18 protein-coding genes and 1 pseudogene are annotated in these 21,011 nt (G+C 62.4%); 8 read left to right on the plus strand and 11 right to left on the minus strand.

Annotated elements, in window-relative coordinates:
* Nucleotides 1–7 precede the first annotated feature (7 nt).
* Nucleotides 8–373 (plus strand): response regulator, encoded by a 366-nt coding sequence (locus tag VSR82_RS01290; RefSeq protein ID WP_018431965.1) that lies wholly within the window; start codon nt 8–10, stop codon nt 371–373.
* A gap of 42 nt (nt 374–415) precedes the next feature.
* Here the strand turns inward: VSR82_RS01290 and gmd are convergent, their stop codons facing one another.
* Genes gmd through VSR82_RS01305 form a run of 3 tightly spaced genes read right to left on the minus strand, consistent with a single transcriptional unit; the run spans nt 416 to nt 3,343 of the window.
* Complete coding sequence (gmd, locus tag VSR82_RS01295) at nt 416–1,459, minus strand: GDP-mannose 4,6-dehydratase (RefSeq protein WP_368586267.1); 1,044 nt, start codon at nt 1,457–1,459, stop codon at nt 416–418.
* Nucleotides 1,460–1,514: 55 nt separating this feature from the next.
* On the minus strand, nt 1,515–2,264 hold the full coding sequence (locus tag VSR82_RS01300; RefSeq protein ID WP_429459281.1) for an SGNH/GDSL hydrolase family protein: 750 nt from the start codon (nt 2,262–2,264) through the stop codon (nt 1,515–1,517).
* On the minus strand, nt 2,261–3,343 hold the full coding sequence (locus tag VSR82_RS01305) for an acyltransferase family protein (protein WP_429459279.1): 1,083 nt from the start codon (nt 3,341–3,343) through the stop codon (nt 2,261–2,263). The genes VSR82_RS01300 and VSR82_RS01305 overlap by 4 nt, the downstream gene beginning before the upstream one ends.
* A gap of 559 nt (nt 3,344–3,902) precedes the next feature.
* Between VSR82_RS01305 and VSR82_RS01310 the strand changes: the two genes are divergently transcribed.
* From VSR82_RS01310 to VSR82_RS01320, 3 genes are all read left to right on the plus strand, one after another.
* Nucleotides 3,903–6,104, plus strand: coding sequence for an NHL repeat-containing protein (locus VSR82_RS01310; RefSeq protein WP_498857448.1), 2,202 nt, complete (start codon nt 3,903–3,905; stop codon nt 6,102–6,104).
* Between the two features lie 62 nt (nt 6,105–6,166).
* Nucleotides 6,167–7,633, plus strand: a complete 1,467-nt coding sequence (locus VSR82_RS01315) for a flippase (protein ID WP_429459275.1) — start codon at nt 6,167–6,169, stop codon at nt 7,631–7,633.
* A complete protein-coding gene (locus VSR82_RS01320) occupies nt 7,630–10,083 on the plus strand; it encodes a glycosyltransferase family 4 protein (RefSeq protein ID WP_498857449.1) in 2,454 nt (817 codons plus the stop codon). The genes VSR82_RS01315 and VSR82_RS01320 overlap by 4 nt, the downstream gene beginning before the upstream one ends.
* A gap of 219 nt (nt 10,084–10,302) precedes the next feature.
* Here VSR82_RS01320 and VSR82_RS01325 read toward each other — a convergent pair whose 3' ends face one another.
* Together VSR82_RS01325 and VSR82_RS01330 are read right to left on the minus strand one after the other, a co-directional pair.
* On the minus strand, nt 10,303–10,593 hold the full coding sequence (locus tag VSR82_RS01325; RefSeq protein WP_498857450.1) for a contact-dependent growth inhibition system immunity protein: 291 nt from the start codon (nt 10,591–10,593) through the stop codon (nt 10,303–10,305).
* 10 nt (nt 10,594–10,603) lie between these two features.
* Nucleotides 10,604–11,440, minus strand: coding sequence for an RNase A-like domain-containing protein (locus VSR82_RS01330; protein ID WP_429459270.1), 837 nt, complete (start codon nt 11,438–11,440; stop codon nt 10,604–10,606).
* A gap of 130 nt (nt 11,441–11,570) precedes the next feature.
* Here VSR82_RS01330 and VSR82_RS01335 point away from each other — a divergent pair.
* A pseudogene (locus VSR82_RS01335) lies at nt 11,571–11,770 on the plus strand (hypothetical protein); the annotation flags it as partial.
* A 143-nt stretch (nt 11,771–11,913) separates the two neighbouring features.
* On the opposite strand, the gene VSR82_RS01340 reads toward VSR82_RS01335, so the two are convergent.
* From VSR82_RS01340 to VSR82_RS01350, 3 genes are all read right to left on the minus strand, one after another.
* Nucleotides 11,914–12,204, minus strand: a complete 291-nt coding sequence (locus VSR82_RS01340) for a contact-dependent growth inhibition system immunity protein (RefSeq protein ID WP_498857451.1) — start codon at nt 12,202–12,204, stop codon at nt 11,914–11,916.
* 17 nt (nt 12,205–12,221) lie between these two features.
* Nucleotides 12,222–13,055: an RNase A-like domain-containing protein gene (locus VSR82_RS01345; protein WP_429459266.1), complete on the minus strand. Its 834-nt coding sequence runs from the start codon at nt 13,053–13,055 to the stop codon at nt 12,222–12,224.
* A gap of 224 nt (nt 13,056–13,279) precedes the next feature.
* Nucleotides 13,280–14,518 carry an acyltransferase family protein gene (locus tag VSR82_RS01350; protein ID WP_429459264.1) on the minus strand — a complete coding sequence of 413 codons (1,239 nt, stop codon included), beginning with the start codon at nt 14,516–14,518 and terminating at the stop codon, nt 13,280–13,282.
* Between the two features lie 259 nt (nt 14,519–14,777).
* Between VSR82_RS01350 and VSR82_RS01355 the strand changes: the two genes are divergently transcribed.
* Together VSR82_RS01355 and galU are read left to right on the plus strand one after the other, a co-directional pair.
* Nucleotides 14,778–14,921, plus strand: a complete 144-nt coding sequence (locus VSR82_RS01355) for a hypothetical protein (RefSeq protein ID WP_368586256.1) — start codon at nt 14,778–14,780, stop codon at nt 14,919–14,921.
* 286 nt (nt 14,922–15,207) lie between these two features.
* The gene (gene galU, locus VSR82_RS01360) at nt 15,208–16,125 is read left to right on the plus strand and encodes a UTP--glucose-1-phosphate uridylyltransferase GalU (RefSeq protein WP_368586255.1); all 918 of its coding nucleotides are present in this window, start codon (nt 15,208–15,210) and stop codon (nt 16,123–16,125) included.
* Nucleotides 16,126–16,197: 72 nt separating this feature from the next.
* On the opposite strand, the gene VSR82_RS01365 is transcribed toward galU, so the two are convergent.
* Together VSR82_RS01365 and VSR82_RS01370 are read right to left on the minus strand one after the other, a co-directional pair.
* Nucleotides 16,198–18,372 carry a malate synthase G gene (locus VSR82_RS01365; RefSeq protein WP_410849100.1) on the minus strand — a complete coding sequence of 725 codons (2,175 nt, stop codon included), beginning with the start codon at nt 18,370–18,372 and terminating at the stop codon, nt 16,198–16,200.
* Nucleotides 18,373–18,452: 80 nt separating this feature from the next.
* The gene (locus VSR82_RS01370) at nt 18,453–18,857 is read right to left on the minus strand and encodes a heme-binding protein (RefSeq protein ID WP_368586253.1); all 405 of its coding nucleotides are present in this window, start codon (nt 18,855–18,857) and stop codon (nt 18,453–18,455) included.
* Between the two features lie 259 nt (nt 18,858–19,116).
* On the opposite strand from VSR82_RS01370, the gene VSR82_RS01375 reads away from it, so the two are divergent.
* A complete protein-coding gene (locus VSR82_RS01375) occupies nt 19,117–19,998 on the plus strand; it encodes an MOSC domain-containing protein (protein WP_368586252.1) in 882 nt (293 codons plus the stop codon).
* A gap of 38 nt (nt 19,999–20,036) precedes the next feature.
* Here the strand turns inward: VSR82_RS01375 and cobA are convergent, their stop codons facing one another.
* On the minus strand, nt 20,037–20,837 hold the full coding sequence (gene cobA, locus VSR82_RS01380) for a uroporphyrinogen-III C-methyltransferase (protein WP_429459257.1): 801 nt from the start codon (nt 20,835–20,837) through the stop codon (nt 20,037–20,039).
* Nucleotides 20,838–21,011: the final 174 nt, after the last annotated feature.

A 21,011-nucleotide genomic window follows, 5' to 3' on the forward strand; every position in this document is an offset into this window, starting at 1 on the left:
AATGGCTATGGCAAAGATTCTGGTGGTGGACGATTCGAGTACGGTACGCGATGAAGTCGCGGGCTTTCTGGCGAAAAACGGTCTGGACGTCGCGACCGCCATCGACGGCAAGGATGGTCTTACGAAGCTGAAGACGGATTCGAACATCCGCCTGATCGTCAGCGACGTGAACATGCCGAACATGGACGGCCTGACGATGGTCGAGAAAATCCGCGGCGAACTCGCGAACAAGACCGTCAACGTGATCATGCTGACGACCGAAAGCAGCCCCGCGATGAAGGAACGCGGCAAGGCCGCCGGCGTGAAGGGCTGGATCGTCAAGCCGTTCAAGGGCGATGCTGTGTTGGAGACGTTCCGCAAATTGGCGGGTTGACGGGATAGTGTGCGGCGAACACCGCCGCACACGGATACCGTGTTAGAACGTCTCGTGGTGCTCGTTGCGCGCGATGTCCGCCTGCACCATCATCTGGCACAGCTGTTCGAGCGAGGTTTGCGGTTGCCAGCCGAGCGTGTCGCGCGCCTTGTCCGCGCAGCCGATCAGCAGGTCCACTTCGGCGGGGCGATAGAACTTCGGGTTCACTCGCACCAGCGTCTTGCCGGTCGCGACATCGATGCCGGTCTCGCGCTCGTCCTTGCCCGACCATTCCAGCTGGAAGCCGGCCGCCGCGAACGCCATGCGTACGAAATCGCGAACCGTTTCGGTGCGGCCGGTCGCGAGCACGAAGGTATCGGGCGCGTCGGCCTGCAACATGCGCCACATGCCCTCGACGTATTCGAGCGCGAAGCCCCAGTCGCGCTGCGCGCTCAGGTTGCCGAGTTCGAGCACGTCCTGCTTGCCGAGCTTGATCTTCGCGACCGTGTCGGTGATCTTGCGCGTGACGAATTCGCGGCCACGTAGCGGCGATTCATGATTGAACAGGATGCCGCTGCTCGCGAACAGGTTGTACGACTCGCGAAAGTTGATCGTCGACCAGTGTGCAAACAGCTTCGCGACGCCATACGGGCTGCGCGGATAGAACGGCGTGCTTTCGCGTTGCGGCACCGCCTGCACGAGGCCGAACATCTCGGAGGTCGACGCCTGGTAGAAGCGCGTCTTCGGGCTCAGGATACGCAGCCCTTCGAGCAGATTCAGCGCGCCGACGCCGGTCACTTCGGCGGTGGTCACCGGCTGGTCGAACGACACGCCGACGAAGCTCTGCGCGGCGAGGTTGTACAGCTCGTCGGCCTGGGTGCCGTCGAGCAGACGCAGCGTCGAGCCGAGGTCGGTGAGGTCGTGTTCGACCAGACGCAGATTCGGATGATCGAGCACGCCAAGCTCACGCATGCGCCAGAAGTTGACAGAACTCGTGCGCCGGTAGGTGCCGGTCACGTGATAGCCCTTGTCGAGCAGCAGCTTGGTCAGATAGGCGCCGTCCTGTCCGGATACGCCGGTGATGATCGCTTTGCGTGGTTGGCTCATAGCTTGCCTTCTAGTGTGTGAATGAAAAAGAACGGTTCGCGCGTAAAAGCGGGGGTCAATGTGTTTCGTCCAGCAGTCGCCGCACCAACGGCTCGACGACCCGATAATCCTGTTCAGCCTTCAGTCGGTACAACTCCGGTTTCGGATGCGCGCCGTCCGACATCAGGGACTTCCAGTCGGGCAGGCTGCTCACATACGCGTATTGATCGACGAGCGGCACCTGCTGTTCGGCGGCCACGCGTCGCGTGATCGCGACCATCGTTGCCAGCTTCGCGTTGAGCCGGTTATCGGGCATCGGGTTCGAGGTTTGCAAAACAGGCTGCTTGCCGAGCGCTCGCGCGGTTTGCACGAGCGATGTTTCGGCCGAATAGAACTGCTCGGGCGTCTGGTTCTGCATCACTTCGTTGATGCCATAGTTGATCAGCACGAGCCGCGCGGGCGAGACGGCGAGACGTTCGCGCCACGACAGGCCCGCCGCCGGTCCCGTACGACGATTGCCGGTGCCGTCGCGCAACTGCGAGGCCATTGTGCCGCCGACACCGTAGTTCGTGACGCGCACGCGCTCGCCGTCATGCGCCTGCAACGCCTGCTGCAGATAGGTGACGGCGTTGCGCGCTTGCGGGCCGCAGTGGCCGTCGCTACAGGTGATGCCGAGCGTGGTCGAATCGCCGTAGGCGTCGATCAGCAGTTGCGTCGGCGATGACGTTGGCGGCTCGTCGGCGGTCGCGCTCGTTGCCGGCGCGAACAACGTCAGCGCCGACACGACGCCCAGCACGCGGGCAGCGGCAACGGCCACGCGGTTCATGCGCGGCTTTGCGGTGCTTGCCGCGCGACGCTGGCGCCGCCGCTGACCGTCGCTTTCGTGCCGCGCGTGGCGAAAATCAGGCGCTTCTCGAATGCGAACCACGTGATGCTCGCGTAGACGAGCGTGATCGCAAGCGCGATCGCGGCGCTCAGATAGCGATTCAAATGCAGCGGCCACACCATGTACAGCACGCTCAGGTGGATCAGATAGATCGTGTAGCTGATGGTGCCGATATAAACGAGCGCGGGATTGCACAACAGCCGCTTGACGATGCCCTTGCTCTGCAGCGCGATCACCACGATCGACGTACACAGCACCAGCGACACGCTATAGAGCCCCGCATTCGACAACGGCGTATTCGCCGCGCGAAAACGCGGGAAGTGCAGATGCAGCCATGCCAGCACCGCGAGCGCGGCCAGCGCGCCGAGCACCGCGAGTCCCTTGTACGGTTCGAGCGCATTGCGATCACGCCGCACGGCCACCGCGAGCAGCGCGCCGGCCGCGAGCAGATCCATGCGGAACGGCGTCAGGTAGTAGATCGGCCAGAACGAATCGAACCACGGCGTCGCGAGCGCGCGCAGCAGCGGCACCAGTACGATCAGCGCCGCCGCCACACCGCCGAGCAGGCGCTCGGGTACGAGCAGGATCACGAACGGCCAGAAGATATAGAACTGCTCTTCGACCGCGAGCGACCACAGCACGTTGAGGCTTTCGTGACCGCTTTGATTGAGCGCATCGCCGATATTGGTCGCGAAAAACGTGTACCAGTACCAGTGCTGTGCCCACGCGAGGCCGAACAGCAGCGACGACACGGCCATCAGCAGCAGGTACGGCGGCAGGATGCGGCGCGCGCGCCGTGCATAGAAATAGCTGAAATACGACTGCTGACGCGACTTGCGATCGAGCAGGATGCCGCTGATCAGAAAGCCGCTCAAAACGAAGAACAGATCGACGCCCATCCATAGCGGCGCTTTCAACGCGTGCTGCGCGAACACCGCGAGCACGGCGATCGCGCGCAGACCGTCGAGTTGCACGATGCGGGAATGGGAGGGCGCGAGGGGCAATGCGCTGGCTGTCATGAACCGTCCATGGTGTAAAGCGGATGGGCCGGGCGAAGGGCCGCGCGGTTCGCAACGGATAGCCGGCGAACAGGCGCGCGCTTCGCGTCGCAACTGAAGTGCAATCGATTCTAGGGAAAAGAAAATCGAGAAAAAATCCATTGGAGTCGGCTAATTGAATCAGATTGAAACAGGGTATTTCTTTGACCATTCCAGAAGGATTTATATGGTTATCTGGTGAGCAGTGGGCAATCCGTAATAAATGCGTACTGCGTGATCCCACATCAGTATGACCGGAGGATCGCCGCGACAGACGCACGCGCGACGGCGCGGCTTCCACTTTTATCTATTTTTAATTGATTTCTTTTGCGACGTATAAGCGAACGAATATTTTTGAATTATTTTCTATTTTCGTCGCTGCGTTTTTTCCGCGTAACTTAGCCGTGCGGACGGCTGCCTTCAGGCGCCGCGCTTCAATCGGTTGCGCTTCGTTTCGCTTTACCACATCACTGAATTTCGCCCCGAGCGGGCGCGGGTCCGCGTGGATCGCGTTGACCGGACATCGACTGGAGATTCCGCCTTGCGCCATATCACGTTCAAAAGCTGGTTCGCCCTGACAGCCTGCGCTGCCGGCTTCGTCGCCGCAACGGCCGGTGTGCCGGCTTGCGCGGAAACCACGTTGAACGCGAAGACCTCATGGATCGGCAACAGCTTCGGGTTCGGCGATGGCACATGGACGCAGATCAATATCACCGCGATTGCGGTCACGCCGGACGGCAAGGTCTATACGAACTCGCCGTGGGATGAAAGCGGCGCCGAAGCGAGCGTCTATCAGGACGGCAAGATGCTCGGCTTCGCGGGCGGCACACATGGCTGGGGCAACGCCGGCGGCAATGCGATCGCGGTCAACCGCAAATATGCGTTCGTCGCGATCGCGGTCGGCAATGAGAAGGGGCACCTGGTCGAGCCGGGCGTCTGGCCGGACAAGGGCAAGCAGTGGTTCGGCATTTCGCGGCGCCTGATCGGCGAGCCGAAGCGCGTGGCGCCGTTTCAGCCCGCCGCCAAAAACGCGGACCCGCATGCGCAGCTAGCGGCCGGCTTTCTGATGATGAACGAAGTGCCGACCGGCACGAACGCGGAGATTGGCGGACTCGCCGCGAACGACACGACGCTGTTCGCGGCCAACACCGCGCGCAATCGGGTCGAAGTCTACGATGCCGAGTCGATGCAGCAGAAGGCGACGTGGAGCGTGCACGAGCCTGGACGTCTCGCACTCGCGCCCGACGGCACGCTATGGGTGCTGAGCGGCACGCGCAACGATCGCGCGCCGGCCATCGAGCATTACACGGCGACCGGCGAGCGTATCGACGAAACCATCACGCTGCCGGCCGATACGGTCGCGGTCGACCTCGCCGTCGATACACAAGGCCGCCTGCTGATCGCCGATAACGGTGCGCGCCAGCAGGTGCTGTTTTTCACGAAGCGCGACGGCCGCTATACGGCGTCGGGCACGCTCGGCGAGCGCGGCGGCATTTTCAGCGGCGTCACGGGCAAGCCGGGTCCGTTGCGATTCAACGGCTTGACGGGCGTCGGTGTCGATGCGCGCGGCAACGTGTACGTGTCGACCAACGGCATCGGTCCGCGTTACGAGCCGATCGGTGCGGGTCTCGGCGCGACGCTCGAAAGCTACGCGCCGAATGGCAAGCGCAACTGGCAGGTCGAGGGGCTGCTGTTCGTCGACGGCGCGTGGATCGATCCGGCCCGGCCCAACAGCGTTTATACCGGCAACAAGCGCTTCGAACTCGATCTGTCGAAGCCGTCGGGGCACGACTGGAAATACGCGGGATTCCTGTCGAATCGATTCAAGTACCCGGACGATCCGGTGTTCCATAGCGACCAGTATCCGGGCCTGCCGATCGCGCGACGGTTGAAGGGGCGCACGTTCCTCTATCTGACCGACATGTATGCGGACCATCTGAAGATCTATCGCTTCGATCCGCAGCACGACGGCGAGAGCGCGATTCCGTCCGGTTTTATCGCAGGCCGCGAGCGCCCGGTCTTGAAGGTGCCGAATGCGCCGCCGGGCGGTGACTGGATCTGGCGCGACATGAATGGCGATGGCCATTTCGAGCGCGACGAATACATGCTGAATACGAGCGGCACCAAGCTCGCGGGCGGCTGGGGCTGGTGGGTCGATACGGCCGGCGACATCTGGCGCACCCGGGATACGAAGGGCATCTATCGCTTCCGTTTCGGCGGACTCGATGCGAAGGGCAACCCGGTCTACTCGTACTCGAACCTGACGCAGTACCCGGTGCCGGCACCGTTCAGCGAACTGCATCGCGCGATCTATGAACCGGACACCGACACGATGTACGTGACCGGCTATACGGCCGATATGCCGACCGCGCAGGGCTTCTGGAAGGAAGTGGGGCGCGTGCTGGTGCGCTACGACAAGTGGTCGAGCGGCCAGCCGGTGCAGCGTTACGCGATCAGCTTGCCGTGGCAGACGCAAAGCAAACCGATTGCGACGATCATCGGCGTCACCGTCGAGGGGCAATACCTGTTCGGCGTCGAGCCGGTCGGCGCGGTGCACGTTTGGGACAAGGACAGCGGCAAGGAACTCGGCGTGATCCGGCCGGGCCCCGAAGTGGGCCGCGCGTCGGGCTGGGTCGACGTGCCCAACGGCATCAGCGCGACGAAACGCGCCGATGGCGAGTACCTGGTGTTCGTCGAGGAAGACGCGCGCGGCAAGGTGCTGATGTATCGCTGGAAGCCTTGAGATGCGTTGGCCTCGCTGACGCACTCCGCACGCAATCTAACCGCAAAAACCCAAGGGATTCGATGGACAAAGGCATTCTCAGGAACGTAGCGATCAATTTTTTCGGGCTCGTGCTGCCGACCTTCGTATCGCTCGTAACCGTGCCGGCGTATATCCGGCTGCTCGGCGTCGAGCGCTACGGCGTGATCAGTCTCGTGTGGACGCTGATCGGCTACTTCGGAATCCTCGATCTCGGCATGAGCATGGCCGCGCAGAACCATATTTCGAAGGCGCGCGCGTCGGGCGATCAGCGGGAAAGCGCGCGCGTGTTCTGGAGCGCGACGTGGCTCAACCTCACGACCGGCGTGGTCGGCGGTTTGATCATCTACTTCGGTGCGTTCCTGTACACCGCGTATTTCACCAAGGTATCGCCCGAGCTGCAGCACGAAGTCTATATGGCGCTGCCGTGGCTTGCGGTCGCGATTCCGATCGCGAACGTGTCGTGGGTGTTCGCGGGCGCGATCAATGGCGCCGAACGTTTCGGCGTCTACAACACGAATCAGACCATCGGCACGTTCCTGTTCCAGCTTCTGCCGCTCGGTGCCGCGCTGTGGCTCGGCGCGACCTTGCAGAACGTACTCGCCGCGGCCGTGGTCGCGCGGATTCTCGCCGCGCTGCTGCTCGGCCGCTATGCGCTGAAAGTGCTTGAAATAGGCAGCATTGAACCGCCGCGGCTCGGCGTTGCAAAGGGGCTGTTCAACTTCGGCGGCTGGATGCTGATCGCGAGCGTGACGACGATGCTCGCCGATTCGCTCGATCGCGTGATGCTCGGTTCGCGCCTCGGCGCGCGCTTCGTCACGTATTACACGGTGCCGCAGAATCTCGTCACGCGTCTGAATATCGTACCGACCGCGCTGGTGCGTACGCTGTTTCCGCGGCTGTCGGCGGTCGGCCGCGCGGATGCCGACACGATCACGCAGCAGTCGCTCGAATTTCTCAACGGCGTGTTCACGCCGGTCGCGCTCGTCGCGATGCTGGTGCTCGAACCGTTCCTGCATCTGTGGGTCGGCAACGAGATCGCGACGGTCGCGGCGCCCGTGGGCCGGATCATGATCGTCGCCGTGTGGCTCGTCGGCCAGGCGAACGTGACGCGCATTCTGATTCAGTCACAGGTCAATCCCGCCACCGCCGCGCGCATCGGCCTCGTCGAGTTGCCGCTATTCGCCGGCGCGTTGTGGCTCGGTATCACGCATTTCGGGCTGACTGGCGCGGCGGTCGCGGTTTCCGCTCGCGCACTGTTCGACTACGCAGTGCTGCTGCATTTCGCGGCGATCCGCGCGCGTCAGATCGTGCTCGACATGCTCGCCCATCTCGCCTTCCTGCTCGCCAGCCTGTGGCTCGCGAGCTTCCTGCCGAGCCTCGCGCTCGCGATCGCCGCCGGTGTGCTGATGGTCGGTGCGAACGTCGCGTGGTCGATCACGATGACGCCCGCCTTGCGCAATCTTGCGCGTTCACTGCTATTGCGACTGAATCCGAGGAAAAGCGCATGAATCAAGACGTCCTTGATAAAGACCTGTTGAGGCCTGCGACGCGCAGCGCGCTCGACGAACTGACGAGCGTGCCCGGCATGCAGCCGGCACCGCGCCGTACCGCGCCCCGCGCGAACAAGAGCGTGCGCATCGCGATCGTGCACGACTGGCTCGTCACCTACGCGGGCGCGGAGAAAGTGCTCGAGCAGATCATCGCGTGCTTTCCCGATGCGGACCTGTTCAGCCTCGTGGACTTTCTCGACGATCGCAGCTTCCTGCGCGGCAAGCCGGTGACGACATCGTTCATCCAGAAACTGCCGCTCGCGCGCAGCAAGTACCGCTCGTATCTGCCGCTGATGCCGCTCGCAATCGAGCAGCTCGACGTGTCGGCGTACGACTTGGTGATCTCGAGCAGTCACGCGGTCGCCAAGGGCGTTCTGACCGGACCCGACCAGGTGCACATCAGCTACGTGCATTCGCCGATCCGCTATGCATGGGATTTGCAGCATCAGTATCTGCAGCAGTCGAAGCTGACCAACGGCCCGAAGTCGGCGCTCGCGCGGCTGATTCTGCATTACATGCGCAACTGGGATATCCGCACGTCGAACTCGGTTGACGGCTTCATCGCGAACTCGGCGTTCATCGCGCGACGCATCAAGAAGGTGTATCAGCGCGACGCGCAGGTGATTTTCCCGCCGGTCGATGTCGACGCGTTCACGCTGTGCACGCAGAAGGAAGACTTTTATCTGACCGCGTCGCGGATGGTGCCGTACAAGAAGATCGATCTGATCGTCGAGGCGTTCGCGCGGATGCCCGAGCGCAAGCTCGTCGTGATCGGCGATGGGCCCGAGATGGCCAAGATCCGCGCGAAGGTGGGGCCGAACGTCGAGATCATGGGCTATCAGCCGTTCAAGGTGCTGAAGGACCGCATGAGCCGCGCGAAGGCATTCGTGTTCGCGGCCGAAGAGGACTTCGGCATTTCGGTGGTCGAGGCGCAGGCTTGCGGCACGCCGGTGATCGCCTACGGCAAGGGCGGGGCGCTCGAAACCGTGCGCGATCTGTCGGAGCCGAAGCCGACCGGCATGTTCTTCGATGAGCAGGATGCCGATTCGATCATCGCTGCGGTGAATCGTTTCGACGAGCTTGGGCACCGGTTCCAGCCGGAGCATTGCCGCGACAACGCGGAGCAGTTTTCGGCCGCGCATTTCCGCGAGCGTTTTTTCGCGCAGGTGCGCGCGGCGGTACCGGCATTGCGCGACGCGACGCTGCCGCCCTATACGCCGTATCGGCCGGGCGCGCAGAGCGCCGCGAACGTGCCGCGGATTCTCGCGGTCGATCAGAGCGGCGTGCTCGGCGGCGCCGAGCTGTCGCTGCTCGAAATCGTCAAGGCGCTGCGCTCGCGCATCGAGGTCGTGCTGTTCGACGACGGGCCGTTCAAGACCGCGCTCACGAAGACCGGCGTCGAGGTCGCCGTGCTCGATGCCGGGGTGCTGAAAAACGTGCGCAAGCAGGGCGGTTCGTTGCCCAAGGGCCAGGCATTGAAGGGGCTCATCTCGCTCGTGCGTGCCACCGCGAAACGGGCGCGCAAAGCGGATGTGATCTATGCGAACACGCAACGTGCGATGGTGATCGGCGCAGTGGCCGGCAAGCTCGCGAGACGGCCGGTGGTCTGGCATTTACGCGACATCGTCAGCGCCGAGCATTTCGGCGGCAAGCAGCTCGCGATCATCAAGTGGTGCGCGCGGCTCGGCCTGACGCATGTGATCGCCAATTCGGCCGCGTCGGCACAGGCATTCGCGAAGCTCACGCGCTTCGACAGCAAGCGCATCGACGTCGTGTTCAACGGGATTGACGCAGAGCCGTTCGACGCGTTGCGCACGGTGCCGCAAGCGGTGTTGCGTGAGCGCCTGAATTTGCCTTGCGACGCGTTCCTCGTCGGCTCGTTCAGCCGGCTTGCGCGTTGGAAGGGGCAGCATGTGCTGCTCGAAGCGATGGTGCTCAATCCGCACATGCACGCGGTATTGGTCGGCGCGGCGCTGTTCGGCGAGGACCAGTACGAGATGGAACTGCGTGCGTTCGTCGCCGCGCACGAGCTGGGCGACCGGGTCCACTTTCTAGGCTTCCAGCACGATATTCCTGCTTGCATGTGCGCGGTCGACGCGGTCGTGCATACGTCGATCACGCCGGAGCCGTTCGGCCGCGTGATCGTCGAGGGGATGCTCGCGCAGCGGCCGGTCGTGGCGTCGCGCGCGGGCGGCGTGCTCGAAATCATCGACGACTATGAGAACGGCGTGCTGTGTACGCCGGGCGATGCGCATGCGCTCGCCGATACGCTCGCCGAATTGCGCTCGAACGGGGACTTGCGTCACAGGCTGGTCGAGAACGGCTATAAGACCGCGCAGGAGCGTTTCGGCACGCGCAGCTATGTGGATGGGGTTGCGGGGATTCTGAACAGTGTGGCGGGGCAGTAGAGCAGGTTTTTTTACGTGTGGGTAGACAGGGGCTTGGCCAGTCCTTGCTTGGCGTGACGGGGCGAAGGTCGAAGGACCTTTGCTCCGTTTTTTTTCGCGCCGCATCCAACGACACACGGTATATCCCGCAGACGGGTCGTGTTCCAGCTTTTTCGCGAACATCACCGCGCGTGCATGCGCAGGGTAGCGTCGAACCGCCCTGTCGCGGCGGCCAGTAGATTACTCGTTTAGAAGGCGCTTCAATTCGTCAAGGAATGAGGCTGTAGTGTGGCCCCACAGATTGGGATCAAATCCTGAGCCGTAATCTCTTTCGAACGCAGAATCCAGATCGGACGGATGGTCATTCAAGAACGAATTTATTTCACCTATTATTTCTTTTCGATACTCCGGAGGACTATCATCTTTATAGCATGAGACAATTTCAGGGATTGTGTTTCCCCACAAATCAAAATCCTCATTGAAATACGCACCGAAAAGCTCGTACATTCTGGGGTAGCGGTCAGATAACATTGTCCATCCTTTAGCCGACGTGCGCGGTTAATATGTAATACGGCATATTGTTATACTCTTGAAACCTCAGAATTACCGTAACTTCGTTCATCCTGGTCAGTTCGTTGGTTTTTCTCGTTATCCCATATCCGATATCGCCCGGAATCTTCTTGACCAATGTAAGAGGGATGCGGTTTTTCGGAGATTTAGCCCAACTCTGAATTCTCAAGATATTTGAATTCATTACATCAGATATCGCCAATTCCGCCACCCGTAGACTGTGAAACGATGAAACAACCGTCTTTTGGGGTTCCCGTCTAAGGCGCTCCCGTAGCCATGCCTCATCCTTCTCGACGTGCTTCAGAATTGTATGCCCGCCAAGCCCTGGATTAACGGCCCTGGCCTCATGCATTTGCAGATTGATCCGGCCCATCGTGACGCTGGCCACGCGCGCAGCCTTGATCGAGCCAGCGAAACCAAACGGCACGATCATATCGACTGACAGGCCGATATTATTCGCGATGTCTGGACTGGCCTTCATCGCCTCGGCCAGTTTCGTCGTACCTTGCTGGATCAGCGTGGCCGTATCCCGGCCTGTCCAGACTTGGCGTACACCTGCCGACACCGTATCTGAGCCGTGTGCTCCGAACACAACACATCCGGCCTTGCTTGCCATCGTCGGTTCCGGAAGTACACACAGAGCCGCCGCTCCAACCATTTCCAGCACCCCGCCCACGACCTGCAAGCCGCCCCATAGGCGGTTGGAAAGCATCTCGGTGCGGTTTATCGACTGGCGGGAGAGCACCGCGGCCAGTTGAGGAGCACTGAGTACCACGCGCACGGCGCCCGAATCCTGTTGATACGACATCCTGAATTCCTCTGTAGCGATTGGGGTTGCCACGCTAGCAGGCGGATACGGGGATTTGGAATGGGCGACGGATGATTTTGATGGCTATTTGTGCGCGCGAATCCAACCGCGCCGGGGCGGGCGCCTTTTCGCGGGCGGCGTTCCCGAAATCATCGACGACTTCGAGAACGGGACGCCGGGCGATGCGCATGCGCTCGCCGAATTGCGCTCGAACGGCGACTTGCGTGACAAGTTGGTCGAGAACGACTGTCGGACCGCGCACGAGCGTTTCGGCACGCGCAGTTATGTTGATGGGGTTGGGGGATTCTGACGAGTGTGGCGGGGCAGTAGAGCGCTATCTTTTACGCGAGGTTAGACATGGGCTTGGCCAGACCTTGCTTGGCGTAACGGGGCGAAAGTCGAAGGACCCTCGCTCCGTTTTTTTGCGCGCCGCGCACATGGCATCTAACAACCCTCGCGTGGCGATCAGTGGATTACTCGCTCAGAAGACGTTTCAACTCGTCAAGGAACGAGGCCGTAGTGTGCCCCCAAAGACGCGGGTCGCAATGACTTCCAAAGAGATCATCAAACGCCAAATCCAGACAGTTTGAGTTGACCTCCTCGAATCGGACTATCTCTTCCAGCATCGCGACTCTTTCGTCCTCGGTCATCCCCGCTTTATAGGAGAGAACGAGTTCCGGTATCGAATTTCCATAGATCGAATAGTCCTCATGGAATCGCCCCATGATCAACTGTTCGAGATTGTGATACGTCCCGTAGTTCATGACTGTGTTGTGAAATGTTACGCGACAAGCATCGCTGTCAGGACATAATAAGGCATACCATTGTATGTCTGATAGCGGAGGATCACTTTGACCCGGCTCGCGGGTCTATATTCTCCTGATTTTCTGATCACTAGATTTCCAACGTTTCTTCCAACGTCTTCGAATAGTGTTAAATCGTTACGCGGTGCTGTTGTCCACGTCTTTATTTTGGTGGCATTGGCGCGCATCGCTGCCGTAATTGCCCATTCTGCTTGCCTGATATCTGTAAATGATGATGCCGCGGCGATGTGCAAGTCGCGTTTCAGGCGCTCCCGTAGCCATGCCTCATCCTTCTCGACGTGCTTCAGAATTGTATGCCCGCCAAGCCCTGGATTAACGGCCCTGGCCTCATGCATTTGCAGATTGATCCGGCCCATCGTGACGCTGGCCACGCGTGCAGCCTTGATCGAGCCAGCGAAACCGAACGGCACGATCATATCGACTGACAGGCCGATATTATTCGCCATGTCCGGACTGGCCTTCATCGCCTCGGCCAGTTTCGTCGTACCTTGCTGGATCAGCGTGGCCGTATCCCGGCCTGTCCAGACTTGGCGTACACCTGCCGACACCGTATCTGAACCATGCACGCCGAACACAACACATCCGGCCTTGCTTGCCATCGTCGGTTCTGGAAGTACGCACAGAGCCGCCGCTCCGACCATTTCCAGCACCCCGCCCACGACCTGCAAACCGCCCCATAGGCGGTTGGAAAGCATCTCGGTGCGGTTGATCGACTGGCGGGAGAGCACCGCGGCCAGTTGAGGAGCACTGAGTACCACGCGCACGGCGCCCGAATCCTGTTGATACGACATCCTGAATTCCTCTGTAGCGATTGGGGCTGCCACGCTAGCAGGCGGATACGGGGATTTGGAATGGGCGATGGATGATTTTTGTGGCGTCTTTGTGCGCGTCAATCACCCACCCCGCGCAGGGCGGGCGCCTGTTCGCGGCGGTCGCAATCGAAACTTCGGGATGCACGCCTAAGCCCCCGTCGCGGCACTTGGCCGTTACGGGGCTGACACAGCGCAGGGTGCACTTACGCCTTGAGACTCGCCGACCACTTCATCGCGGGCATTTCGACCAGCCGATAGAAGACATAGGCGGCCGGCACGACGACCAGCATGTAACCAAACGACGGCCAGATCGACATCTGCAGCGACGAGCGGAACAACCACGACGACAGCAGCACGAAGATCGGCAGATGAATCAGATACAGCGAGAAGCTGAAGTCACCCACGCGGGACAGCAAGCGCGACAGCGCGCGCGACCCAGCGCGAAGCAGTGCAAGCACGCCACTTCCTTCGTGTTGCGGGTCATTGGGCACATCGAGCGCCTTGTACAGATAGCACGCGAAGCCCAGCGCCCAGATCTGGAACGCACCATACTGGCCGAAATGAAACGCGACGCAGCCTGCCGCGATCAATACCGCCACGAGCACGTACAGCAATGCAGGCGCGCGCGCCTCCCGCGCGTTGCGCGCCCTGACATCGGCGATCCATGCACCGAGCATCCACGAGAACCAGTACGACGTGAAGAACTGCAGATCATGTCGCTCCAGCCCATACGCGGATGCAACGTTGATCACCGCGACGAGCGCGAGCACGGCGTTCATGCCGATGCGCCGCCGCAGCGCGAATAGCAGCGGATAGATCGCATAGAACTGCACTTCGAGCGACAGCGTCCACAGCGCGCCGTTAGAACCATACGTCTTGCCCGCCACACCCTGCAGCGAAAGCAGATTGACCAGAAACGCCTGCCAGCCGATCTCGCGAATCTTGTGACTGACGGGCGGCAATTGCAGGCTCAGCGAATCGAGCGCGAAAGTCAGTACCAGCGCCGCAAGCAGCACCGGATAGATGCGCGCGAAGCGCCGCAGCCAGAAGTTGCCCGCCTCGAGCCGATAAGCGGGATTGCCCGCGAGCCGCAGCGCGCCGCCGCGATGGATGCAGTAGCCGCTGATCACGAAGAACATCGGCACGCCGGCCGAGCCCCATGCGATCGGAAACGTCAGATACGCAGCGAGACTGCTCGGACTAACCGAATGACCGACGCTCTGATGAAACGCCTGCATGCCGACCCACACGATCTGGCGGCAATGAAAATAGGCGACCAGCAGCGCGGCGAAGCCCCGCATCGCGTCGATCACATGCTCCTTGCTGGCGCTATCGATACGCGCGTCGCTGCGCGCGTGCGCCGCGGCCGGGTTTTTTTCCGGGCGCGGCAGCGGGGAGAGGGGCAGGGAGGAGCCGGCGGCATCCAGTGCTGGGTCGCTCATACGCGGTCCTTATCTGAAGCGGAAAAGAGAAAAATCGACGCGACATACACCTTCGAGCGGGCGTCCTTGCGCACCTCGCGACGCACCCATGCTAGAGCATCACAATCCCACAAAATGATTAAAAAATTGCGTTTCGGATTGAATTCGGCATCGATTTTGTGACGAATTGTAATTACGCATCGCCGTCTGGATCATCGAATTATTTATCGCTTTTGTCGTGCTAATTTAGATCAAGGATTTTCTGAGCCGAGGTGAACTCATGAACCTGCATTTACTGGCCGGCGTGGCCGTCCTGCTGATCCTGGTGGCCGCCTCCGCCTACCGCGATGCGTTGCGCAACGAGCCGATCCGTCGTTACCGGATGGACCCCGGCAAGCTGCCGCCGGTCGACGAACAGGACTGAGGTGCTGCCGAAGCCGGTCACCAGATCGCCAGACGGGTCACGCCAGGGGCCGTCCGAAAGGTAAGACTTTCGGATTTTGTCACTCGCCGCCTGACAATATATGCGTAACAATTTACTCAATTTTTCGCAATATCGCATTGCGAACAATGCGTGAATTATCCGAATTAAATCGGAGAAAGCCAGCTTACGTGAACCTCGCAGATTTTTCTGCTAGTCTTGCGCCGGCATCGATTGGCCGCCAGGTCCGCGAACACACCAACTTCTAACCGATGTGGGAATGCCTACCATGCTGAAAGTCACCAAAGCCGTGTTTCCCGTAGCGGGCCTCGGGACACGATTCCTGCCGGCTACCAAAGCAAGTCCGAAGGAAATGCTGCCGATCGTCGACAAGCCGCTGATCCAGTACGCGGTCGAAGAAGCGATCGCCGCCGGCATCACCGAGATGATCTTCGTGACGGGCCGCAGCAAGCGCGCGATCGAAGATCACTTCGACAAATCCTATGAGATCGAGTCCGAGCTCGAAGCGCGCAACAAGCAGAAGCTGCTCGATCTGGTGCGCAGCATCAAACCGGCCAACGTCGACTGCTTTTACGTGCGCCAGGCCGAAGCGCTCGGTCTCGGCCATGCGGTGCTGTGCGCCGAGAAGCTGGTGGGCGACAGCCCGTTCGCGGTGATACTCGCCGACGACCTGCTGCATAGCACGAAGCCCGTGATGAGCCAGCTCGTCGATACCTTCAACCACTACCACAGCTCGGTGATCGGCGTCGAAACGATCGCGCGCGAGGACAGCCGTTCGTATGGCGTCGTCGACGGCCGCGAGTGGGAAGACAACGTGATCAAGCTGTCGGGCATCGTCGAGAAGCCGGCGCCGGACCAGGCGCCGTCGAATCTCGGCGTGGTCGGGCGCTACGTGCTGATGCCGACGATCTTCAAGCATATCCGCGCGCTGCAGCCGGGCGCGGGCGGGGAGCTGCAACTGACCGACGCGGTGCAGTCGCTGCTGACCGAAGAGCAGGTGCTCGCGTACCGCTACTTCGGCACGCGCTTCGATTGCGGCAGCAAGCTCGGCTATCTGAAGGCGACCGTCGAATTCGCGCTGCGCCATCCGGAGGTGAAGGCTGAATTCGAGGCGTATCTGCAGGCGTATATGCAGAACGAAGCGCCAACCGGCGAGGCGGGGCAATTGACGGCCGAAGCCGCGTGAACTGACGAGGCCCTGAAATAAAAAACGGGCGCCGCATTGCGCGGCGCCCGTTGTCGCTTCAGCAGGACGGTCTCACCCCTGTTGCTTCACCTCGAGCCGGAACTTGTGCAGCAACGGCTCGGTATAACCGCTCGGCTGCTGGCGCCCTTCGAATACGAGCGCTTGCGCGGCCTTGAACGCAATCGTGTCGAAACCCGGCGCCATCGGCTGATAGAGCGGATCACCGGCGTTTTGCGCATCCACGACCTTGGCCATGCGCTTGAACGTCTCCTCGACGAGCTCGCGTTTGATCACGCCGTGATACAGCCAGTTGGCGATGTGCTGGCTCGAAATACGCAGCGTCGCGCGGTCTTCCATCAGGCCGACGTTGTGAATATCCGGCACCTTCGAGCAGCCGACGCCCTGATCGATCCAGCGCACCACGTAGCCGAGAATGCCCTGCGTGTTGTTGTCGACTTCGGCGCGGATTTCGTCGTCGCTCCATTGCGCCTTTTCGACGACCGGAATCGTCAGCAGGCCATCGAGCAGTTCGTCGTAAACCTTCGCGTAGTCGGTGCGTTCGAGTTCCTGCTGGACCGCCTGCACGTCGACCTGGTGATAGTGCAGCGCGTGCAGCGTCGCGGCGGTCGGCGAGGGCACCCACGCGGTGTTCGCGCCAGCCTTCGGATGGCCGATCTTCTGCTCGAGCATCGCGTGCATCAGGTCGGGCATCGCCCACATGCCCTTGCCGATCTGCGAGCGGCCGCGCAGGCCCCCGCTCAAACCGACCAGCACGTTGCTGCGCTCGTACGACGCGATCCACTTGCTCGACTTCATGTCGCCCTTGCGCATCATCGGGCCCGCTTCCATCGCCGAGTGCATCTCGTCGCCGGTGCGATCGAGGAAGCCCGTGTTGATGAACGCGACGCGCGCCGACGCTTCGGCGATACAGGCGAGCAGGTTCACGCTGGTGCGGCGCTCCTCGTCCATGATGCCCATCTTGATCGTGTTGCGCGGCAGCTTCAGCAGGTCTTCGACGCGCGCGAACAGCTCGCTCGCGAACGCGACTTCGGCCGGGCCGTGCATCTTCGGCTTCACGATATAGATCGAGCCGGTGCGCGAGTTCAGCTTGTTCTGGCGGTCGCGCAGTGCGCACAGCGTCGTGATCACCGCGTCGAGAATGCCTTCCGGAATCTCGTGGCCGTCTTTGGTCAACACGGCCGGGTTCGTCATCAGATGGCCGACGTTGCGGATGAACAGCAGCGAGCGGCCATGCAGCTTGACCTGCGACTTGCCGTCCGCGCTGGTGTACTCGCGATCCGCGTTGAGCCGGCGCGTGAAGGTCTTGCCATTCTTCGTGACCTGTTCGGTCAGGTCGCCGTTCATCAGGCCGAGCCAGTTGCGATAGAGCTGCACCTTGTCGTCGGCGTCGACGGCCGCGACCGAGTCTTCGCAATCGATGATCGTCGTGACCGCCGCTTCGACGACGACGTCCTTCACATGCGCCGCGTCGGTCTTGCCGACCGGATCGTTCGCATCGATCTGGATTTCGAGGTGCAGGCCGTTGTGCTTGAGCAGCACCGCCGACGGCGCGCTCGCATCGCCCTGATAGCCGACCAGTTGCGCGGGTGTCTTCAGTGCGGTAGTGCCGCTCTTCAGCGCGACGACCAGCTGGCCGTTCTCGACGCTATAGCGCGTCGCATCCGCGTGCGAACCGTTCGCGAGCGGCGCGGCCTGATCGAGGAACCTGCGCGCATACGCGATCACCGCGGCGCCGCGCACCGGGTTGTAGCCCTTCTGCTTTTCCGCGCCATCCGTTTCAGGGATCGCGTCGGTGCCGTACAGCGCGTCGTACAGGCTGCCCCAGCGCGCGTTCGCGGCGTTCAGCGCATACCGCTGGTTCGACAGCGGCACGACCAGCTGCGGGCCGGCCTGCTCCGAGATTTCGCTGTCCACGTGGTCGGTCGTGGCCTGGACGCCGGCGGGCACGGGCACGATGTAGCCGATGCCTTCGAGAAACGCACGATACGCGCGCAGATCCCGCACCGGGCCGGGATGGGTCCGATGCCAGTTGTCGAGTTCGGTTTGCAGGCGGTCGCGTTCGGCGAGCAACGCCCGATTCTTTGGCGCCAGCTCGTGCACGAGGGCATCGAAACCCGACCAGAAGGCGGCGCTGTCGATTCCGGTGCCGGGCAGGGCTTCGGTTTCAACGAACTGGTCGAGGTTGGCGGCGACCTGCAGTCCGCCGCGCGGGTTCATCTGAGTCATCGACTGCTCCATCTGTTATGGGACCGATGAGGGGGCATCGGTCCGCGTTGTGCCACGGGATTGCTGTGACGCCCGGCGCTTTAAACGCCGAGCGCCTGAATGCCGGCCTTCGCGATCTGCGCATCCTGCTCCGACTTGACGCCCGACACGCCAACCGCGCCGACCACATGGCCGTCGACGATCACCGGCACGCCGCCCTCGAGCGTGCCCTGCAACGGTGCGCTGAGGAATGCGGTGCGGCCGTTGTTGATCATGTCTTCATAGACCTTGGTTTCGCGGCGGCCAAGCGCCGCGGTGCGCGCTTTCTCGGTCGCGATATACGAGGTGGCCGGCGCCGCGCCGTCCAGACGCAGCACCGCGAGCGGATGGCCGCCGTCGTCGGCGACGACGATTGCGACCGGCCACCTGTTCTTCTCGGCTTCCGCGCGCGCGGCATCGACAATGCGAGTCGTCTCGGCGACGGTCAACACGGGTTTGGTCAGCATAATGAATGTCCTGTCTCGGTGAGGGAAGGTGGCTTTTGTAGCTTCTTTCGGTAACGGGTCGATACGGCGCCTGCGCGCGCTTTCGCAGCTCCGCCGCATGCCGCATGCCCCGCGCCGGCGCCTGTCTGATCCGAAGATTCTACTTCCCGGCGCCTCAGCGCGGAACGGCAGCTTCCCTGGTCGCCATCACTGAAACACGCGCAGCGCTTTACAATCGCGTCTCCACCTGAAAACCGCGCTTCCCACGAGATCTCCGATCATGCCAACCATCAGCGAGCTGTTCGTCTATCCGATCAAATCCTGCGCGGGCATCCCGCTCGATCAGGCGCGCCTGCTGGCGACCGGCCTCGAATACGACCGCAACTGGATGATCGTCGATCCCGAAGGCGCGATGTTCACGCAGCGCGCGTACCCGCGCATGTCCCTGATCAAGGTCGAACTCGGCGCCGACGATCTGATCGTCAACGCGCCGGGCATGCGTGAGCTGCGCACGCCGCTCGATGCCGCGCGCCTCGCCGGCGCGGCCAGGATCGATACCGCGGTGTGGCGCGACGCGGCCTACGGGCTCGACACCGGCGAAGCCACGGCGGCGTGGTTCACGGAGTTCCTCGGTCTGCCCGCGCGCTTGCTGCGCTTCGATCCGGAGCGCGAGCGCATCGTCGATCCGGACTACACGGACAGCACCGGCGGTGCGACGACCTTTTTTGCCGATGGCTTTCCGCTGCTGGTGGTCGGCCAGGCCTCGCTCGACGATCTGAACGCGCGCCTGAACCGCAAAGGCGCGCCGTCGATCAGAATCGATCGCTTCCGGCCCAACATCGTGCTCACGGGCCTCGATGCCTACGAAGAGGACTATGTCGAGACGCTCGCCGTCGACACGGATGCGGATTCGAGCGCGCGCGTCGAGTTGCGTCTCGTCAAGCTGTGCTCGCGCTGTCCGATGCCGACCATCGATCAGGCGCGCGGCGCGCCCGATCCGGACTGGCCGAACGAGCCGACCGACACGATGCTCGGTTATCGCGTCAGCGAACGTTTCGACGGTGCGGTCACGTTCGGCAACAACGCGCTGGTCGCGAGCGGGGCGGGGGCCCGGCTGCGGGTCGGGCAGCAGGTCGACGCGGAGCTCGGGTTCGGCGATTGACTGGATGAAAGGCGGGCGAGGCCCGCTCCGATCGGATCTCAGGCCGCCCGCGCAATCGCCGCCGCGCGCAGCGTTTCTCCACCTTCTTCGCCACGACCTTCGCGTTCCCAGCAAGGCGCTTCGGCGCTCTCGCCAACCGCATCGCCCACCAGAATCACCGCCGGACTGCCGAAGCCCGCGCCGAGCGCATCGGCGGCGAGCCGATCGAGCCGCGTCAACAGGCGCCGCTCGTCGCGGCCGCCGGCCCACTGCACGACCGCGGCCGGCGTGCCCGCCGGCAGGTGCGCGAGCAAGGCAGCGGCGATGCCGTCGACGCGCCGCATGCCCATATAGATCGCCAGCGTCGTGCGCGTCGCGGCGAGCGCGGCCCAGTCCGGCTCGCCGTGGTCTTCGGTGTGCGCGGTGACGAAGCTCACGCCGTGGCAGTGCCGCCGATGCGTGAGCGACATGCCGAGTCCCGCCGCGGCCGCGAAGCCCGACGAGATGCCGTTGACGATGTCGACCGCAAGGCCCGCGTCGCGCAGCACGGCGAGTTCCTCGCCCGCGCGGCCGAACAGCAGCGCTTCGCCGCCTTTGACGCGCACCACGTGCAGACCCTTCAGCGCATAACGCCGCATCAGGCGCTCGATGAACGCCTGCGGCGTCGAGCGGCAGCCGCCGCGTTTGCCGACGCGAATTACGCGCGCCTGCGGTGCGAGCGTCACGATGTCGGGATTCGCGAGGTCGTCGAGCAGCACGACGTCGGCGGCCGCGAGCGCCTTGACGGCCTTCAGCGTCAGCAAGTCGAGATCGCCTGGGCCCGCGCTCAGTAGCGTGACCTTGCCGGTGTTGGTGTTCATGTTGTTCCTTGTAGCTAGAAACGAATACGGCGTCCGCCCGTGAAGATCACGAGGGGACGCCGTTGTCCATTGCATTGCCGGTTGACGGTTGAATCTGCGCTTCGCGACGACGTTGCCGCGATGAGGTTGCGCAGGACTAACGCAAGGACCACGCCATCGATCGAATCGAGGCGC

It is taken from the genome of Burkholderia sp. JPY481, assembly GCF_038900515.1.
Taxonomy (GTDB): domain Bacteria; phylum Pseudomonadota; class Gammaproteobacteria; order Burkholderiales; family Burkholderiaceae; genus Paraburkholderia; species Paraburkholderia youngii.

What these genes read in the sequence shown, in the direction of transcription:
- VSR82_RS01290 (WP_018431965.1), top strand. Translation starts at nt 8, where the DNA reads ATGGCAAAGATTCTGGTGGTGGACGATTCGAGTACGGTACGCGATGAA.
- gmd (WP_368586267.1), bottom strand. Translation starts at nt 1,459, where the DNA reads ATGAGCCAACCACGCAAAGCGATCATCACCGGCGTATCCGGACAGGAC.
- VSR82_RS01300 (WP_429459281.1), bottom strand. Translation starts at nt 2,264, where the DNA reads ATGAACCGCGTGGCCGTTGCCGCTGCCCGCGTGCTGGGCGTCGTGTCG.
- VSR82_RS01305 (WP_429459279.1), bottom strand. Translation starts at nt 3,343, where the DNA reads ATGACAGCCAGCGCATTGCCCCTCGCGCCCTCCCATTCCCGCATCGTG.
- VSR82_RS01315 (WP_429459275.1), top strand. Translation starts at nt 6,167, where the DNA reads ATGGACAAAGGCATTCTCAGGAACGTAGCGATCAATTTTTTCGGGCTC.
- VSR82_RS01320 (WP_498857449.1), top strand. Translation starts at nt 7,630, where the DNA reads ATGAATCAAGACGTCCTTGATAAAGACCTGTTGAGGCCTGCGACGCGC.
- VSR82_RS01325 (WP_498857450.1), bottom strand. Translation starts at nt 10,593, where the DNA reads ATGTTATCTGACCGCTACCCCAGAATGTACGAGCTTTTCGGTGCGTAT.
- VSR82_RS01330 (WP_429459270.1), bottom strand. Translation starts at nt 11,440, where the DNA reads ATGTCGTATCAACAGGATTCGGGCGCCGTGCGCGTGGTACTCAGTGCT.
- VSR82_RS01340 (WP_498857451.1), bottom strand. Translation starts at nt 12,204, where the DNA reads ATGAACTACGGGACGTATCACAATCTCGAACAGTTGATCATGGGGCGA.
- VSR82_RS01345 (WP_429459266.1), bottom strand. Translation starts at nt 13,055, where the DNA reads ATGTCGTATCAACAGGATTCGGGCGCCGTGCGCGTGGTACTCAGTGCT.
- VSR82_RS01350 (WP_429459264.1), bottom strand. Translation starts at nt 14,518, where the DNA reads ATGAGCGACCCAGCACTGGATGCCGCCGGCTCCTCCCTGCCCCTCTCC.
- VSR82_RS01355 (WP_368586256.1), top strand. Translation starts at nt 14,778, where the DNA reads ATGAACCTGCATTTACTGGCCGGCGTGGCCGTCCTGCTGATCCTGGTG.
- galU (WP_368586255.1), top strand. Translation starts at nt 15,208, where the DNA reads ATGCTGAAAGTCACCAAAGCCGTGTTTCCCGTAGCGGGCCTCGGGACA.
- VSR82_RS01365 (WP_410849100.1), bottom strand. Translation starts at nt 18,372, where the DNA reads ATGACTCAGATGAACCCGCGCGGCGGACTGCAGGTCGCCGCCAACCTC.
- VSR82_RS01370 (WP_368586253.1), bottom strand. Translation starts at nt 18,857, where the DNA reads ATGCTGACCAAACCCGTGTTGACCGTCGCCGAGACGACTCGCATTGTC.
- VSR82_RS01375 (WP_368586252.1), top strand. Translation starts at nt 19,117, where the DNA reads ATGCCAACCATCAGCGAGCTGTTCGTCTATCCGATCAAATCCTGCGCG.
- cobA (WP_429459257.1), bottom strand. Translation starts at nt 20,837, where the DNA reads ATGAACACCAACACCGGCAAGGTCACGCTACTGAGCGCGGGCCCAGGC.